This is a genomic window from Mycobacterium sp. Dal123C01, from assembly GCF_052566995.1.
In genome coordinates this window covers 3372547-3386874 of the sequence record NZ_CP199580.1, presented here as the reverse complement: position 1 = coordinate 3386874, position 14328 = coordinate 3372547, and the positions used below count along the sequence as shown (strand labels likewise).

Below are 14328 nucleotides of genomic sequence, written 5' to 3'. Positions count from 1 at the left end.
GTTCGCCGGGCATGAGCACAATGGGGACATGACCACCACAGCCCTAGCTCAGCGCGAAGTCCAGACCACCGCATACCGCATCGCAGCCATGCTGGTGGGCATCGGTACCGTCCACTTCCTGGCGCCCAAGCCGTTCGACGACATCGTCCCCGCCGAGCTGCCGGGAGACGCGCGCTTCTACACCTACGCCTCTGGGGTCGTCGAGATCGCCACAGGTGCGCTGCTGGTGCCCCGGCGAACCCGTCGGATGGCGGCGACACTGGCTGCCCTGCTGTTCGTCGGGGTCTTCCCCGCGAACGTCAACATGTGCCGGCTGTGGTGGAGCAAGTCGTGGCCGATGCGCATCGTCGCGCTGGCGCGCCTGCCGCTGCAGGTCCCGATGATCACCACGGCGCTGAAGATCCGCCGCAACAGCTAGTCGAATCCCCTTAAACCGTAAGCGGTATCGAACGGTTTGACGCCGCGGGTATCGAAGCCGAGTCGGCGGCAGCGATCCAGGGCGATGTCGCTCGGTCGTCGTTCGCTGTCTACAAACGCCCCGCGACCTGCGTTGCTGTCGTATGCTCCACCCGACTCCATCAGAAGGGCACTCAATCATGCGTCAGCTACCAGCCGCCGTCGCCGTCGCCGCTGCCGGGATTTTGGTCACCGCCTGCGGCGGTAGCAACGGTGGCGGCACCCCGTCGTCGTCGTCGACCACAACCACGACTTCGTCGAAGCCTCCCGTCGCACAGGCCGCGCTACCGAGTCTGTTGCTGACTCTGCCCGAGGTCGACACTGCGCTGGGGGTCACGGGTTCCAAGAACGACAAAACGTTTGAGACGCTGCAAGAAGACAAAACCACCGACGTGTTCCCCAAGGGATACAAGTTTCCTGCCGAATGCCTGTACATCACCGGCGAGGGCTTGACGCCGGTTTATGCCGGCAGCGGCAATACCACGGTGCACGGCGAACGTGACACTGCCGCTGCTCCCGCGTCGAGTGACCCGGACCCGGAGATAACCCAATTTGTGGTGTTGTTTCCCACCGCCCAGCAGGCAAGTGCCTTCTTCACCACGTCATCGCAGCGCTGGCCGGCCTGCGCTAACCGCCAGGAAACCGTGCCCCCCGAACCGGACGGTCCCGAAATTAAGTGGAAGGTGGGGCCGGTAACCAACGCCAACGGCGTATTGAGCACGACCGTAAGCGTGTCGCTGAGCAAGGGCGGTGACAGCATGTCCCAGAGCTGTCAACGGGCGCTCACCGTACGCAACAACGTCGTGATTGACACCGAGGCGTGCCGCAAGGATCCGGGTGACGCGGGCATCAGCGTCGCCAATCAGATCGCCGGCAAAGTCGACAAACAGTAGCCGTTTCCGTCGCCAAGCCCACGATTTAGCCACTCGCACAACAGGTTTAGATCGCGGGCGGCCAAACCTGTTGTATCCCCGACGGCCATCTGTCGTTTACCTGTGGGTTCTAGCTCACCGAAGCCTGGCTTTAGGCCGAACTCACAAATAGCCTCGCATTACCTGGAGTGTCCGCGCGCGGGCGCCCACGGCACAGCGTTGAGGAGGACCAGTGAGCACATCAGAGACGACCACCGAGCATGACGGCTGGCCAGTAATCCATCTCTCCGAGCTGCTGCACGCTCCGGTGCTGGCGCGCTCCGGCGAGACGGTGGGCCGGGTTGATGACGTCATTGTCCGGCTACGCGGCGCCGACGAGTATCCGCTGGTGACCGGGATCGTGGCCGAGGTCGGTACCCGGCAGGTCTTTATCGGCAGCGTATCCATTGACGAGTATGCTGCCGACCGGATTGTGTTGGCCAAGAACAAGATTGATCTTCGTGGCTTCGAGCGCCGCGACGGTGAGGTGCTGCTGCGCGCCGACGTGCTGGGCCACCGGTTGATTGATGTGGCGGCGGTCGAGCTGGTGCGCGGCTATGACGTCGAACTGGAAGATACCGGCGGCGGGTGGGTTCTTGCGCGCCTGGACACGCGTCGCCCGCCGAGGTTGTTCGGGCTGATCAAGGGTTCCGCGGGGCATGCGGGGCGCGATTGGAAGGCATTCGAGCCGCTGATCGGTCATGCACACACCGATGCCGTGCGCCGCCTGTCCGATCGGTTCGGCGGGTTCAAGCCCGCCGAGATCGCCGATCTTCTCGAGGAAGCCGACAAAGCCGAAGGGGGCGAGATCCTCGACCGGGTCCGCAGCGACCCGGAGTTGGAAGCCGATGTCTTCGAAGAACTCGACCCGGAGAAGGCCAGCCGGCTGCTCAACGGAATGCCCGACGACGAGGTCGCCGCGTTGCTGGGCCGGATGCGCGCCGACGACGCCGCCGACGCGATCGCAGACCTGCGCCAGTCGCGCCGCCGTCGCGTGCTGGATCTGATGCCCGCACCGCAGCGCACCAAGGTGATCACCTTGATGGGGTTCAATCCGGAAAGTGCCGGCGGGCTGATGAACGTCGACTTCGTCTCTTGCGCCGCCACCGCGACCGCGGCCCAGGCGCTGGCGCTGATCGTTGCCGCCCGCGCCATACAGCCGGAGGCGCTGATCAAGGTGCATGTTCTCGACGACGACAAACACCTCGCCGGTGTGGTGTCAATAATCGCACTGCTGCACTCCGAGCCCGGCGAAAGCGTTGGGGCGCTGATGGATTCCGACCCGGTGCGGGTCAGCGCCGATGCCGACCTGACGGACATCGCATTGCTGATGGCCGACTTCAACCTCTACTCGATCCCCGTCGTCGACGACCAGGATCGCGTGCTCGGGGTGGTCACCGTCGACGACGTGCTCGAGGCCACCATCCCCGAGGACTGGCGCCGCCGCGAACCTGCCCCACGTCCGATCCGCGAAATCGCCCAACCCGGTGATGACCGCAACGCCCGTGTGCCGGGAGGTGAAGCGCGGTGACCTCGGGCGACGACAACACCGGCAGCGCCGAGGCGCCGGTGGAACAGGAGGCGCCACAGCGCACCGCGGTGCTCGACTCCGCGCACCTGGGTGATATCGAAGGCGCGTTCGGTCGCATCAAACTCAGCGACGCTGAGCACCCTCGAACGCTGAAGACCCGGCTGCTGACCCTGCTGGCTATCGTCGGCCCCGGGATCATCGTGATGGTCGGCGATAACGACGCCGGTGGGGTGGCCACCTACGCCCAGGCCGGCCAAAACTACGGCTATTCGCTGCTGTGGGTGCTGTTGTTGCTGATCCCGGTACTCATCGTCAACCAGGAAATGGTGGTGCGACTCGGCGCGGTCACCGGGGTGGGGCACGCCCGGTTGATCAACGAACGCTTCGGTCGCGGATGGGGCTGGTTTTCCGTCGGCGACCTGTTCTTGCTGAACTTCTTGACGATCGTCACCGAGTTCATCGGTATCAGCCTGGCCGCCGACTACATCGGTGTCTCCAAATACCTTGTGGTGCCAATATCGGCGGTGGCGCTGGTCGCGATCATGGCAAGCGGAAGCTTCCGGCGCTGGGAACGCGCCATGTTCATCTTCATCGCCATCACCTTGGCGCAGATCCCGATGCTGCTGATGTCACACCCGCAGTGGGTGCATGCGGCGAAGTCTTTTGTGGTGCCGAGCATTTCGGGTGGCGTGAGCTCAGATGCCGTGCTGTTGATCATCGCTATCGTCGGCACCACGGTGGCACCCTGGCAGCTGTTTTTTCAGCAGTCCAATATCGTCGACAAACGCATCACACCCCGGTTCATGGCCTATGAACGCGCCGACACCGTCTTGGGCGCCTTCGTCGTGGTGGTCGGCGCCGCGGCGTTGCTGATGACCGGTGACTGGGCGGCGCGTTCCACCAACACCGTGGGGAACTTTACCGACGCCGGCGCCATCGCCCACCTGCTCGGCCAACACAGCGGGGTGCTGGGCTCGCTGTTTGCCATCGTGCTGCTGGACGCGTCGATCATCGGCGCCGCCGCAGTGACCCTGGCGACCAGCTACGCGTTCGGCGACGTGTTCGGTCTCAAGCATTCGCTACACCGTGGTTTTGCCGACGCCAAACAGTTCTATGTGTCCTACGCGGCGATGGTGGCATTGGCCGCGGCGATTGTGTTAATCCCCGGCGCACCGCTCGGGCTGATCACCACCGGGGTGCAGGCCCTCGCCGGTCTGCTGTTGCCCAGCGCCAGCGTGTTTCTGCTCTTGCTATGCAACGACCCGGAAGTGTTGGGGCCGTGGGTTAATCGGACCTGGCTCAACTGGCTCGCCGGGCTGATCGTCGCGACCCTGCTGCTGCTGTCCGGGATCCTGATGACTACCACATTGTTTCCCGACATCGACGTAGTCGCTGTAGCCACCTATCTGGCCGTGGCCCTGGCCCTACTTGCCGCCGCCGCAGTACCAATGCTGCGCTGGATGGCCCGCCGCCAACCCGCGCCGCCGGTGGCAACACGCCCGGCGCGCCCCGTCGACCGCAACACCTGGCGGATGCCACCCCTGGCCCTGCTAGAGCCCGTCACCTGGTCGCCGGGCACTCGACTCGGCATGATCGCACTGCGTGGTTACCTGGTCGTCGGGGCGCTGTTGCTGGTGGTCAAAGCCATCCAGCTCAGCCGCTGAGTCCGCCTGAGCGTCGGAGGGCATTCGGGATAAGCGCGACCCCGACGGTCGCGACTTTGGTAAGAATGTTGTGCTATGCCGCGCACATTCGACGTCGTGACCCAATCGCCCGCCAGCGTTGAACAGATCCACGCCGCGTTCAGCCGCGAGGACTACTGGCTGGCCCGAATCGCCTTGGGGAACGCCGCCACCACCACACTGGATTCGCTGATCGTCGACGCCGACGGCACGGCAACCGTGCGCGTCACTCAGCACCTGGGTCGCCAGCTACTGCCCGGCCCGGTCGCCAGATTCGCGCCAGGCAACCTGAAACTCGTGCATAGCGAGACGTGGAAAGCGGCCGCTGACGGTCGGGTACGCGGGCAGGTCGACGTGACGACTTCCCCCGGCGTGGGATCGGGCCGCTCCGAGGCGTGGCTGGAGCCCGCCGGCAGCGGGACGCAATTGCGCTTCACCGTGCGAGTGGAAGTCAAAATCCCGTTGGTGGGCGGCAAACTCGAGAAGACGCTCGGAGCCGGATTGGCCCAGAGCATTCCCGCGGTACAACGCTTTACCACCAGCTGGATCGCCGAAAACGCCTGACCACCTGCCCCTTGCCATACGAACGCGTCGAGGTGTTAGCTCTGTAGTCGTCAGCAACCAACGCCGCTTCACTAAACGGAGGCTTAAACCGATGATTCGTCGTGTGTTCGCGGTGGGAGCAATTGCATTGGGGATTGCGGGATCGCCGACGGCCCATGCCGCCCCGTCGACAACCACCCCGTCGCCGGCACCGACCACGGGTTCGAACGTCTATTACCCGAATTGCCGGGCGGCATGTGATGCCGGGGCAGCTCCGATCTACCGCGGGCAGCCGGGTTATCGCCCCCCGCTGGACCGCGACAATGACGGCATCGCCTGCGAAGTGTGCCACTGATGAGGACTTTCATGTTCCGACTGATCACGCTCGCCGCGATGGCCTGCGTCAGCGTTGCAGCATGCGGCTCGCCACATCCGTCGCCCTCAAACACATCCGGTTCGAGCTCCACGGCACCATCGACCACCACCAGCACGACCGCTTCTGCCAGCCCGTCATCCAGCACGGCCGCTTCGCCGGCGGCGACCAGCAGCACGCCGGCATGCATTGGATTATCGATCTGCCCGCCTCCCCCGCCGGATGCCGAGGGCAATCCAGGGTGTTACTACTCCGATGGCTGGCAGGCCAATTCAGCTGGAACCGGGATAGAAATATGGTATTTCCATGAGCCGCAGAACCTTTCGAAGCCCGACAAGGTCACGGCGGTAGTGCGTAAGAAGGACGGCACCAACGAGTCCCAGGACGCCAACATCGAAGCCGGCCAACAAACGCATCGCTTCGAATTCCCGACGATCGATAAGTCGTCGGTGCAAGAGGTACTGCTCACCACGAATACCGGTCGCTGTTTCGTGATCGGGCCGGGCAGCTAAACACTCGTGGTGCCGCACCCACCTGGTTAGGCGCCGGCTCTTTCGTATGAACGAGAGACTCTCAGTCAGAGGGTATTTGATCGTCAGCGGGTGGGTAATCTACGTCGTGAGTGACGGCGACGGATAAGGAACACCAGATGGCCCGCATACGCACCATGACACCGGCAGACACCAACGAGTGCGCGATTATCTGCTACAAAGCCTTCAACGCGATTGCCGCCCGACATAACTTCCCGTCGGATTTCCCCTCGGTACAACATGCTCACGAGCTCGTCCAGGCGTTGCAGTCGCACCCCGAATATTTCAGCGTCGTCGCTGAATCCGATGATCGGGTCATCGGCAGCAACTTTCTCGACGAACGTTCGGCCATTTTCAGCGTGGGCCCGGTCAGCGTGGCTTCCGACGTACAGGACGGCCGCGTCGGCCGCGCCTTGATGCAGGCCGTGTTGGACCGAAGCACCCAGCGGCAGGCATTAGGGGTGCGCCTTGTGCAGGTCGCGTATCACAACCGTTCGATGAGCCTGTATACCAAACTCGGCTTTCAGACCCGTGAACCACTCGCGGCAATCCAGGGCAAGCCACTATCGATGCGCCTCAACGGGTTTGATGTGCGCAATGCTCAAAGCTCGGATTTGGCCGAGTGCGACAAGCTCTGCTTACAGGTGCACGGTCACGACCGAAGTGGCGAATTGCGTGATGCGATCGCTCACGGATCGGCCAGGATCGTCGTGCGTGACGGCCAAATAACCGGATACACGACCGGGGTCGGCTTCACCGGCCACTCCGTTGCGGTGAGCAACGAAGATTTGACGGCGCTGATCGCCAGCGCCGACGAGTTCTCCTGGAATGGATTCCTTGTCCCGTTGCGCAACGCCGAACTCTTGCGATGGTGTTTCGACCAGGGCTTGCGGATCGTCTACATGCTGAACTTGATGACACTCGGGTACTACCAAGAGCCACGCGGGTCCTTCTTGGCATCGATCGGCTATTGACGGCTACCGCGACGGCCTGACCGCGATACCGGCTGCGACCGAATCGAATACCTGCGTCACGAGGTCGACCACCTCTTGGCGCGACACATCCAATTCACCGTCCAGCCAAGCCAGTAGATATACGTCGCCCGCGGCTACCACGCCCAGGCCGAGCAGCAGCCGGTCACGGTCATCGGCGCCGTCCGCCTCGGGCAGCAGGTCGGCGACGAGCTGGGCCAACTTGCGAAGCCCTTCTTGGCGGTGGACTCGAACCATTGCGCCGCCGGAAAACACCTCGCGAAGCTTGATGCGCGCGTGGCCGCGATTGCCCTCCAGCAAGCGGCCGATGGCATCGATCATCGCCCGCGCCCCGTCCGAGGCGCCGGTGGTGGCGTCGATCGCGACGCGGCAAGCACTGACTTCCTCGTCGATGAGTTGGTCGTAGGCAGCCGCCAGCAGCGCGTCCAGGTCGGCGAAGCTCTCACCGAAATACCGATCGCGCAGACCCGCTTGACGCAGCACAGCGCGGATGGATGTGCCGGCGTAGCCATGTTCGCCGAACAACTCGATGCCTGCGCCGACCAATCGCGCGCGGCGCTCGGCGACCCGTTCAGCCGCGGTCTTGCCGTCGTAATCCCTCATTCAACGCTTTCTGATTGCACGTGTCCCACCATCCTGAATGGTAGGCCAACCTGCGTACTTGTGTCCTCACAATGTGAGGACACTCATCATCTGATTGTATTTGCCCTCAGATAGTTGTACGGTTCAGCGCATGACATCTTCATCAAAACTCTCAACACACGACTCGTTCGACTACGTCGTCGTCGGTGCCGGTAGCGCGGGATGCGTGCTGGCTAATCGGCTGTCCGAGGACCCGTCGGTTCAGGTGCTTCTGCTTGAGGCGGGCCCCGAGGACACGCTGGACGCCATTCGGGTACCGGCCATCTTCGGCTCGCTGTTCGGGTCGGAAGTCGACTGGGACTATCGCCTCGAACAGCAGACGCACTATCAGGGATCGATGATCTACCCCCGCGGTAAGACGCTGGGTGGTTCTTCGTCGATCAACCTGATGGTCTACATCCGCGGAAACCGCGCTGACTTCGACGGGTGGAGTGAACGCGGCTGCGCTGGCTGGGATTACGACAGCGTGCTGCCGTACTTCATCAAAGCCGAGAACAACAGCCGACTAGGTGAACCGTTGCACGGTCAGCACGGTCCCCTGCACGTTGAGGACAGGATGTTCACGCATGACCTCTCGCTCAACTGGGTCGGCGCGGCGAGTGAATGGGGCCTGGGCAGCACCGAGGACTTCAACTGCGCATCCCAGATCGGCTCGGGGGCTTACCAAGTCACCTGCCATCAAGGATGGCGGTGGTCGAGTGCCGATGCCTATCTGCGGCCAGCGCTCGCGCGACCCAATCTCACCGTGCAGGTCAACGCCCATGCGACCAGGATTCTTATGGACGCAGGCCGCGCGACCGGTGTCTGCTACGTGCACGACGGCACGGAGGCGACCGCTTATGCCGGGGCCGAGGTGATTCTCTGCGGTGGGGCCATCAACTCCCCACAGCTGCTGCTCTTGTCGGGTGTCGGTCCGGCCGATCAGTTGCGCGCACTTGGCATCGACGTCAACGCAGACCTCCCGGGTGTTGGGGAGAACCTGCACGATCACACGATAACCCCGATTGTCTGGGCGACTCAGGACTCTACGGATCTGTTGGAGATGGCCAACCCGGAAAACCTCTCGCTCTGGCAGAACCGGCGCGGCGGTCCCTTCACATCCAACGGTGGCGAAGTGGGAGGGTTCGTGTCCACCAACGGCGACGCCATCCCGAATATCCAATTCATCGGCGGACCAACGTCATTCGTTGATCATGGCCGCTTCAGCCCACCGCTGCCCAATTTCACGATGAATGCTGCCGCGACTCACCCGCGCAGTCGCGGCCGGCTCTGGCTGGACTCCTCCGATCCGCAAAAGCCTCCCCGTATCGACCCGTCCTACTTCGCCGACCCGGCCGACCTCGACGACGTCGTCACGGGCTTGCGCGCGGCCATCGAGATCGCACAGCAGTCGTCGTTCAGAAAGTTCGTCAAGGGCGTGAACCTGCCCGCCGAGTCGAACCCAGACCGGGCCGCCCTCGCCGATCATGCGCGAAACTGGTCGCAGACCGAGTACCACGCGGTTGGCACCTGCGCGATGGGTGTCGACGAACGAGCAGTTGTCGATCCCGATCTCAAAGTTCGTGGCGTCGAGGGACTTCGGGTCGTCGACGCCTCGGTGATGCCCGCGATCATCAGTGGAAACACCAACGCCGCAACGATCATGATCGCCGAAAAAGCCGCCGATCACATCAAGAACTCCCGGCGCCCGAACCGCGACGTCCGCTGCTGACGGCTCGGCAGGGCTACTCCCCCAGATCAGGACACACCGCACACCGACACCACTGCCACAACAAGTACGGCCAGCAGAGCAAGTGTGCAGACCAACGACCGAACCGTGGTCCCCACATAGCTATCCGATCCGCTGGTGTGATCGGCCATCGTTTACGGATGGTCGGGCTTGAAGAACATTTCGAACTGAATGCCGTCGGGGTCCTTGAACGTCAGGACCGCACCGTATTCGCGCTCGGCGATCGGGCTGTGACTGACGCCGAGCCGCTCGAAATGTGCCAGCCACTCGTCGAGTTCGCCACGCGTGTCGACTTTGAACGCCATGTGATCCAACCCGGTACGTCGCGGATCGAACGTCTCGCCCTGATTTGTGTCGTGCTGCTGGAACTCGACGATGGTCCGCGTCCCCGGATGCAGCAGCAAGATACCCCGCCACCCGTCGCCGGCGGACCGGTCGATTTCGGTGAGGTCGAGCAGCGCGGCCCACCATCGGGCGCTGGCCTCGGCGTCATGCACGGAGAACGAAATATGCGACACCCTGCTGAAATTTGGCATTGAAACCCCTGAACTCTGGTCGAGATGGCACTGGCTCGGCGTCGAGTTCATCCGGTCAATGGGGTCGACGGGTGTTCCGTCCTGAGTATGACGCACGCCTGGCTCATCATCTGCCGGATGATCTCGGCGGCGGGTGCGATGCTTCGAACCGCGCTCACCCCTTGGCCGGCCGGGTAGGCCATAGACTCCCAATCACCGCTGGTTTCGGGTGTGGGCGGCAACGCCGACCTGAGCGGCATGTCATACGCCATATTTGCCGAATGAGGAAACAACCGCGTTTGACCGATTGTGTCGTGCCTGGGCTGGTCGGTACTTCCCTCAGCGCTGTGCACCGCGGGCGTCGCCAGAAGCCGGTAGGGCTGGTCGGGCCACTCGGGCCCGAAGGCATTGGTGCGCAACGTCTTGCCGGGCGAATCGACGAGTCGACGCTTGTACTCCGGATGAGCGTTGGCTTCCTCGGCCGCGACCAAGGCGGTGCCTACCCACACTCCTTCGGCGCCCGCCCGTAAGGCCGCGGCTACGGCGGTGCCGTCGGATATGCCACCTGCCGCCAGCAGCAGCATGTCGGGCCAGTTGCGGCGAATCATCCGCAGTAACGCGTGCAACGGTATGCGTCCGCGGGCATGACCACCGGCTTCACTGCCCTGGGCCACTATTCCGCTGACGCCGAATCCTATTGCGGTCGCGGCGATTTCCGGCGAGGAAGCCTGCATCCACACGCGTATTCCCGCCGCGCGCAGAGCGCTGACCCAGCGGGCCGGCGGTGGATCATGGTGAAATACGACCAGCGGAACCCCCAGCCGGATGCATTCGTCGATGTGTGCGTCTGTGCTGGCCGGGCCGAGGCCGGTGTCGGCACAGATGAGGTCTACGCCAAACGGCCCAGACGTCAAGGCGCGCAATCGTTCTACCATGACCGCCAGGCTTTCGGCCGGATCCGGGGATGCTCCGAGCATCCCCAAACCGCCGGCATTGGTGACCGCCGCGGCGAGCCGCTCGTACGCGATGAACCCCATACCGGCTCCGACGAACGGATACCGGAGGCCATATTCGCGGGTCAACCGGGTCTGCAGGGCGGGCGCCTCTGGTGGCACGACCACCGCGCCCGGATGGTCGCCGTCGATTGCCGAATCGCCAGACGAGTCAGGCATGGCTTCTCCCCTCTATACTCCATATCGGAGTATAGTTCACTGTAGTCCGATCTGGAGTATTGTCAACCCATGTCTCCCAAGCATCCGAGCCCGACATCCTTCGCGATACTCGGGCTGCTCTCTATCCAGCCATTCACGACTTATGAACTCGCGCAACAGATGGAGCGGACGCTGAGCTGGTTCTGGCCCCGGGCCGCCAGCATGATTTACGAGGAGCCGAAGAAGCTGGTGTCCGCCGGCCTGGCCGTCTCGCAGGTCACCTTCACGGGTAAACGGCGGAGCACCGTGTACGAAATCACCGACGCCGGACGCACCGCGCTACGCGACTGGCTGGATACGCCCGCCACTGGGATGCGGTTGGAGTTCGAAGCGATGATCAAGGTGGCCTTCGCCGACGCCGGCGACGTAAGTCAGTTCCGCGCGACGGTACAGGAGATCCGGACCGACGCCGAGGCCCGGCTCGCTGAAATTCTCAGTAGAACAAAGGAATTCGAAACCACCGGCGGCCCATTCCCGGACCGCCTGCCCGTCGCCGCGATCGGCGGCAAGCTGCTTATGGGCCAATACCAGGCGGTTATCCGCTGGGCCCGCTGGGCCGACGACGCGCTCGCCGAGTGGACCGGCGTCACCCGCGCAACCGGAGCGAAGGTGCCAACCCATGCGCTGACCTCCGATTGGCCCACCCAGTATGCCGACGACTCCCCTACGGTGGCAGCACCTCGCCGTGGGTCTCCGGCGCCAGCGGAATGATGAAGATCCCGATCACGAAAACGACCGCCGTCAGCGCAACGGGCCAGCCCAGCGTATGTGTGTGCAGTACTGCCGCGCCGAGTAAGAAGTTCACGCCGGCACCGACAAAACGGCCGAACGACGTGCAGAACGCAAACGCCGTTGCACGCACCCGCGTTTCGAATTGTTCGGGTAACCAGAGGCTGAAGAGCGCGAAGTTGCCGCCGAAGAAGCCGAGCACGAACAACCACGCGATAAACGGCGCAAGGCCATGGGGCAGGTAGAACGCCCAGCCGAAGCTGCCCGTGATCGCTATCGCCATCCCCGCGAAATAGAAGGCGGCCGTCTTCCTGCGTCCGATCCGCTCCGCGATCACGGGCAAGACAAGACAACCCAGGATGGTCCCGATCGACAACAGGCCGGTGGCAAACGACGCGGTTTTCGTCGCGTCGCTCTTGCCCAGACCCGCTTTCTGCGCCAGCTGAATCACGGCCGTCGGTTCGTATACCGTGCCCGCCCACAAGCCCACGATCGCAATCGTCACCAGCGCGCATGCCACCCACGTGCGACGCCGGTAGCGCGCGCCGAGGATTTCGCGCAACGGGTTTACCCGTGGCGTGCGGTCCTCCTCGGCCCGCTGCCACTTCTCGGTCTCCTTCACTCGCAGCAGGATCAGAATCGCCACGACAACCGGCACCGCGCCGGTCAAAAACATTGCACGCCAGCCGAATTGGACGCCGATCGTGTAGTTGAGTGCCGCGGCCAAGAAGAAGCCGGCGTAATAGCCGGTTTGCAAATATCCCGCGCCCATCTTGCGCCGGTCCTCCGGCCACGCCTCAGCCACGTAAGTCCCCGCGAGCGCCCATTCCCCGCCGATCCCAATACCCGCGATGAAACGGAAGCTGCCAAGCTCCCAGACGTTTTGTGCCATGGCCGAAAGGCCAGTGAAGATCGCGAAGATGAAGATCGTCGCCGCGAGCACCTTGGTTCGCCCGAAGCGGTCGGCGATCGGGCCCCAGATGAATGAAAGACCCCAGCCCACGAGGAACAGGGCGAACAGGATCGATCCCGCGAGCCCGACATTGGCCGGGGTTGCGGCGAACCCCGAGTGCGGCAACAGTTCGGTCAGCGCGGGCGTGAGCACCAGCGCGTAGATGAACGAATCCATGCCATCAAGGGTCCAGCCGGTCCAAGCCCCCCAGAATCCGACGATCTGAGAACGATTGAGCGGCGTCCGATGGCGCACGGGCACCGCCTGCTCTGTGGTTGAACTCATCTCGCGCCTCCGACCGGCAGACAGTTGCTCATAAACTCGCGGCGGCGCCGAGCCCGGTTTTCTTTGCGATTGTCCCGATGCCGTGCGTCACATTATATATAATATAGTGATGCGAGACGCAACGGGCCATTCCTCCCTGCCGAAGCCGGCGGCTGCGCTACCGGCGTCGGTGTCGTTGGCAGAGCGGGGCAGCACGTCGCGGATGATCGCGAACGCGCTACGCGCGGCGATCGTCGACGGCACCCTCGCACCAGGCACGCCGTTGCGCCAGGATGCGATCGCGCGGCAATTCTCGGTCAGTGCGATACCGGTCCGCGAGGCCTTGCGCCAGCTCGAAAGCGAAGGTTGGGCAAAGGCCGAGATCAACAAGGGTGCCACCGTTGCGCCGCTGTCTGCCGGTGAAGCGCGAGAAATCTACGAGATTCGCGCCGCGCTCGAGAGCCTCGCCATTGGACTGGCCATACCCGCTCACACGCCCGCCTCGCTGCGGCACGCCGCAGCGCTCTGTAAGGCGGCCTCAGAGGAAACGGATCCGTCGCTGTACGTTGCCCGCAACGAGGTCTTTCATCTGAGCCTGTACGTTCCCGCCGCGCGGCCCCAACTGCTCGAAATGATCGCAACGCTGCATGGGCGCGGCGAACGCTATCTCCGGCTCAAGTTCGGACTGCCGTCGTACAAGCGCGGATCCGACCGCGAACACGCCGCGCTGCTTAAAGCCGTGCGCCAGAACGACATTGAGACAGCGCAGTCGCTGGTCACCACTCATCTGCTCGATACCGGGGAACTGCTCTATCGTTTCCTTTCCGAGGGGAACTAATCCGCCAATGAATCCTGATATCTGGCTCGACGGTGCCGAGGGTGAGCGACAAGCAATTCGCGTCGACAGCCGCACCACCGGTGGTGCGTACGCGATCATCGAGTCGGTGGCCGCCCCGGGGTGCGCGGTCCCGACCCACCTGCATCGCAACGAGGACGAGCACTTCCTGATTATTTCCGGGCGATATCGAATCGCTGTCGACGACGAACTCTTTGATGCGACTCCGGGGACCCGCATCACGGTGCCCCGTAATTCGCCGCACAGCTGGAGGAACGTCGACCCGGCGGAAAGCAGACTCCTGGCCATCCTCACACCGGGAGGGTTTGAACAGATTGCTTACCGAGTAAAAGACACCCCGGCTGCGCAGATCCCCGAGCTCGCTGCGCAATTCGGCTGCCTGATCCTTGGCCCGCCCGTCGCCTGATGCGGG

At 63.6% G+C, this 14328-nt stretch carries 17 protein-coding genes; 13 read left to right on the top strand and 4 right to left on the bottom strand.

From position 1 onward, the window contains the following. Positions 1–28: 28 nt before the first annotated feature. The 9 genes from ACTXG5_RS15955 (at position 29) to ACTXG5_RS15915 (ending at position 7000) form a co-directional block, all read left to right on the top strand. Entirely contained in the window at positions 29–418 is a 390-nt protein-coding gene (locus ACTXG5_RS15955; protein WP_445159730.1) for a DoxX family protein, read from the top strand. Between the two features lie 178 nt (positions 419–596). After that, entirely contained in the window at positions 597–1349 is a 753-nt protein-coding gene (locus tag ACTXG5_RS15950) for a sensor domain-containing protein (RefSeq protein ID WP_445159729.1), read from the top strand. Between the two features lie 256 nt (positions 1350–1605). Further along, entirely contained in the window at positions 1606–2898 is a 1293-nt protein-coding gene (locus ACTXG5_RS15945) for a magnesium transporter MgtE N-terminal domain-containing protein (protein WP_445164444.1), read from the top strand. Next, positions 2895–4562 carry an NRAMP family divalent metal transporter gene (locus ACTXG5_RS15940; protein WP_445159728.1) on the top strand — a complete coding sequence of 556 codons (1668 nt, stop codon included), beginning with the start codon at positions 2895–2897 and terminating at the stop codon, positions 4560–4562. The genes ACTXG5_RS15945 and ACTXG5_RS15940 overlap by 4 nt, the downstream gene beginning before the upstream one ends. A gap of 75 nt (positions 4563–4637) precedes the next feature. Continuing rightward, entirely contained in the window at positions 4638–5144 is a 507-nt protein-coding gene (locus ACTXG5_RS15935; protein ID WP_445159727.1) for a DUF2505 domain-containing protein, read from the top strand. A 91-nt stretch (positions 5145–5235) separates the two neighbouring features. Then, on the top strand, positions 5236–5478 hold the full coding sequence (locus ACTXG5_RS15930; protein ID WP_445159726.1) for an excalibur calcium-binding domain-containing protein: 243 nt from the start codon (positions 5236–5238) through the stop codon (positions 5476–5478). Positions 5479–5539: 61 nt separating this feature from the next. Then, a complete protein-coding gene (locus tag ACTXG5_RS15925; RefSeq protein WP_445159725.1) occupies positions 5540–5806 on the top strand; it encodes a hypothetical protein in 267 nt (88 codons plus the stop codon). Between the two features lie 40 nt (positions 5807–5846). Next, entirely contained in the window at positions 5847–6008 is a 162-nt protein-coding gene (locus ACTXG5_RS15920; RefSeq protein ID WP_445159724.1) for a hypothetical protein, read from the top strand. A 137-nt stretch (positions 6009–6145) separates the two neighbouring features. Continuing rightward, positions 6146–7000 (top strand): GNAT family N-acetyltransferase, encoded by an 855-nt coding sequence (locus ACTXG5_RS15915; protein WP_445159723.1) that lies wholly within the window; start codon positions 6146–6148, stop codon positions 6998–7000. 3 nt (positions 7001–7003) lie between these two features. Here ACTXG5_RS15915 and ACTXG5_RS15910 read toward each other — a convergent pair whose 3' ends face one another. Next, positions 7004–7621 (bottom strand): TetR/AcrR family transcriptional regulator, encoded by a 618-nt coding sequence (locus ACTXG5_RS15910; protein WP_445159722.1) that lies wholly within the window; start codon positions 7619–7621, stop codon positions 7004–7006. A gap of 130 nt (positions 7622–7751) precedes the next feature. On the opposite strand from ACTXG5_RS15910, the gene ACTXG5_RS15905 reads away from it, so the two are divergent. Next, complete coding sequence (locus tag ACTXG5_RS15905; protein ID WP_445159721.1) at positions 7752–9371, top strand: GMC family oxidoreductase; 1620 nt, start codon at positions 7752–7754, stop codon at positions 9369–9371. A 152-nt stretch (positions 9372–9523) separates the two neighbouring features. Here ACTXG5_RS15905 and ACTXG5_RS15900 read toward each other — a convergent pair whose 3' ends face one another. Both ACTXG5_RS15900 and ACTXG5_RS15895 read right to left on the bottom strand, forming a co-directional pair. Then, positions 9524–9925, bottom strand: a complete 402-nt coding sequence (locus tag ACTXG5_RS15900; protein ID WP_445159720.1) for a VOC family protein — start codon at positions 9923–9925, stop codon at positions 9524–9526. A gap of 47 nt (positions 9926–9972) precedes the next feature. Beyond that, positions 9973–11076, bottom strand: coding sequence for an NAD(P)H-dependent flavin oxidoreductase (locus ACTXG5_RS15895; RefSeq protein WP_445159719.1), 1104 nt, complete (start codon positions 11074–11076; stop codon positions 9973–9975). A gap of 69 nt (positions 11077–11145) precedes the next feature. On the opposite strand from ACTXG5_RS15895, the gene ACTXG5_RS15890 reads away from it, so the two are divergent. Then, the gene (locus ACTXG5_RS15890) at positions 11146–11826 is read left to right on the top strand and encodes a PadR family transcriptional regulator (protein WP_445159718.1); all 681 of its coding nucleotides are present in this window, start codon (positions 11146–11148) and stop codon (positions 11824–11826) included. On the opposite strand, the gene ACTXG5_RS15885 is transcribed toward ACTXG5_RS15890, so the two are convergent. Then, the gene (locus ACTXG5_RS15885; RefSeq protein WP_445159717.1) at positions 11780–13081 is read right to left on the bottom strand and encodes an MFS transporter; all 1302 of its coding nucleotides are present in this window, start codon (positions 13079–13081) and stop codon (positions 11780–11782) included. The two genes, ACTXG5_RS15890 and ACTXG5_RS15885, sit on opposite strands and share 47 nt — an antisense overlap. 109 nt (positions 13082–13190) lie before the next feature. Here ACTXG5_RS15885 and ACTXG5_RS15880 point away from each other — a divergent pair, with 109 nt between their 5' ends. Both ACTXG5_RS15880 and ACTXG5_RS15875 read left to right on the top strand, forming a co-directional pair. Further along, complete coding sequence (locus tag ACTXG5_RS15880) at positions 13191–13898, top strand: GntR family transcriptional regulator (protein ID WP_445159716.1); 708 nt, start codon at positions 13191–13193, stop codon at positions 13896–13898. 7 nt (positions 13899–13905) lie between these two features. Beyond that, positions 13906–14322: a cupin domain-containing protein gene (locus ACTXG5_RS15875; protein ID WP_445159715.1), complete on the top strand. Its 417-nt coding sequence runs from the start codon at positions 13906–13908 to the stop codon at positions 14320–14322. Positions 14323–14328: the final 6 nt, after the last annotated feature.

What these genes read in the sequence shown, in the direction of transcription:
- ACTXG5_RS15925 (WP_445159725.1), top strand. Translation starts at nt 5,540, where the DNA reads ATGCGGCTCGCCACATCCGTCGCCCTCAAACACATCCGGTTCGAGCTC.
- ACTXG5_RS15910 (WP_445159722.1), bottom strand. Translation starts at nt 7,621, where the DNA reads ATGAGGGATTACGACGGCAAGACCGCGGCTGAACGGGTCGCCGAGCGC.
- ACTXG5_RS15950 (WP_445159729.1), top strand. Translation starts at nt 597, where the DNA reads ATGCGTCAGCTACCAGCCGCCGTCGCCGTCGCCGCTGCCGGGATTTTG.
- ACTXG5_RS15895 (WP_445159719.1), bottom strand. Translation starts at nt 11,076, where the DNA reads ATGCCTGACTCGTCTGGCGATTCGGCAATCGACGGCGACCATCCGGGC.
- ACTXG5_RS15915 (WP_445159723.1), top strand. Translation starts at nt 6,146, where the DNA reads ATGGCCCGCATACGCACCATGACACCGGCAGACACCAACGAGTGCGCG.
- ACTXG5_RS15885 (WP_445159717.1), bottom strand. Translation starts at nt 13,081, where the DNA reads ATGAGTTCAACCACAGAGCAGGCGGTGCCCGTGCGCCATCGGACGCCG.
- ACTXG5_RS15890 (WP_445159718.1), top strand. Translation starts at nt 11,146, where the DNA reads ATGTCTCCCAAGCATCCGAGCCCGACATCCTTCGCGATACTCGGGCTG.
- ACTXG5_RS15900 (WP_445159720.1), bottom strand. Translation starts at nt 9,925, where the DNA reads ATGCCAAATTTCAGCAGGGTGTCGCATATTTCGTTCTCCGTGCATGAC.
- ACTXG5_RS15875 (WP_445159715.1), top strand. Translation starts at nt 13,906, where the DNA reads ATGAATCCTGATATCTGGCTCGACGGTGCCGAGGGTGAGCGACAAGCA.
- ACTXG5_RS15935 (WP_445159727.1), top strand. Translation starts at nt 4,638, where the DNA reads ATGCCGCGCACATTCGACGTCGTGACCCAATCGCCCGCCAGCGTTGAA.
- ACTXG5_RS15880 (WP_445159716.1), top strand. Translation starts at nt 13,191, where the DNA reads ATGCGAGACGCAACGGGCCATTCCTCCCTGCCGAAGCCGGCGGCTGCG.
- ACTXG5_RS15930 (WP_445159726.1), top strand. Translation starts at nt 5,236, where the DNA reads ATGATTCGTCGTGTGTTCGCGGTGGGAGCAATTGCATTGGGGATTGCG.
- ACTXG5_RS15905 (WP_445159721.1), top strand. Translation starts at nt 7,752, where the DNA reads ATGACATCTTCATCAAAACTCTCAACACACGACTCGTTCGACTACGTC.
- ACTXG5_RS15955 (WP_445159730.1), top strand. Translation starts at nt 29, where the DNA reads ATGACCACCACAGCCCTAGCTCAGCGCGAAGTCCAGACCACCGCATAC.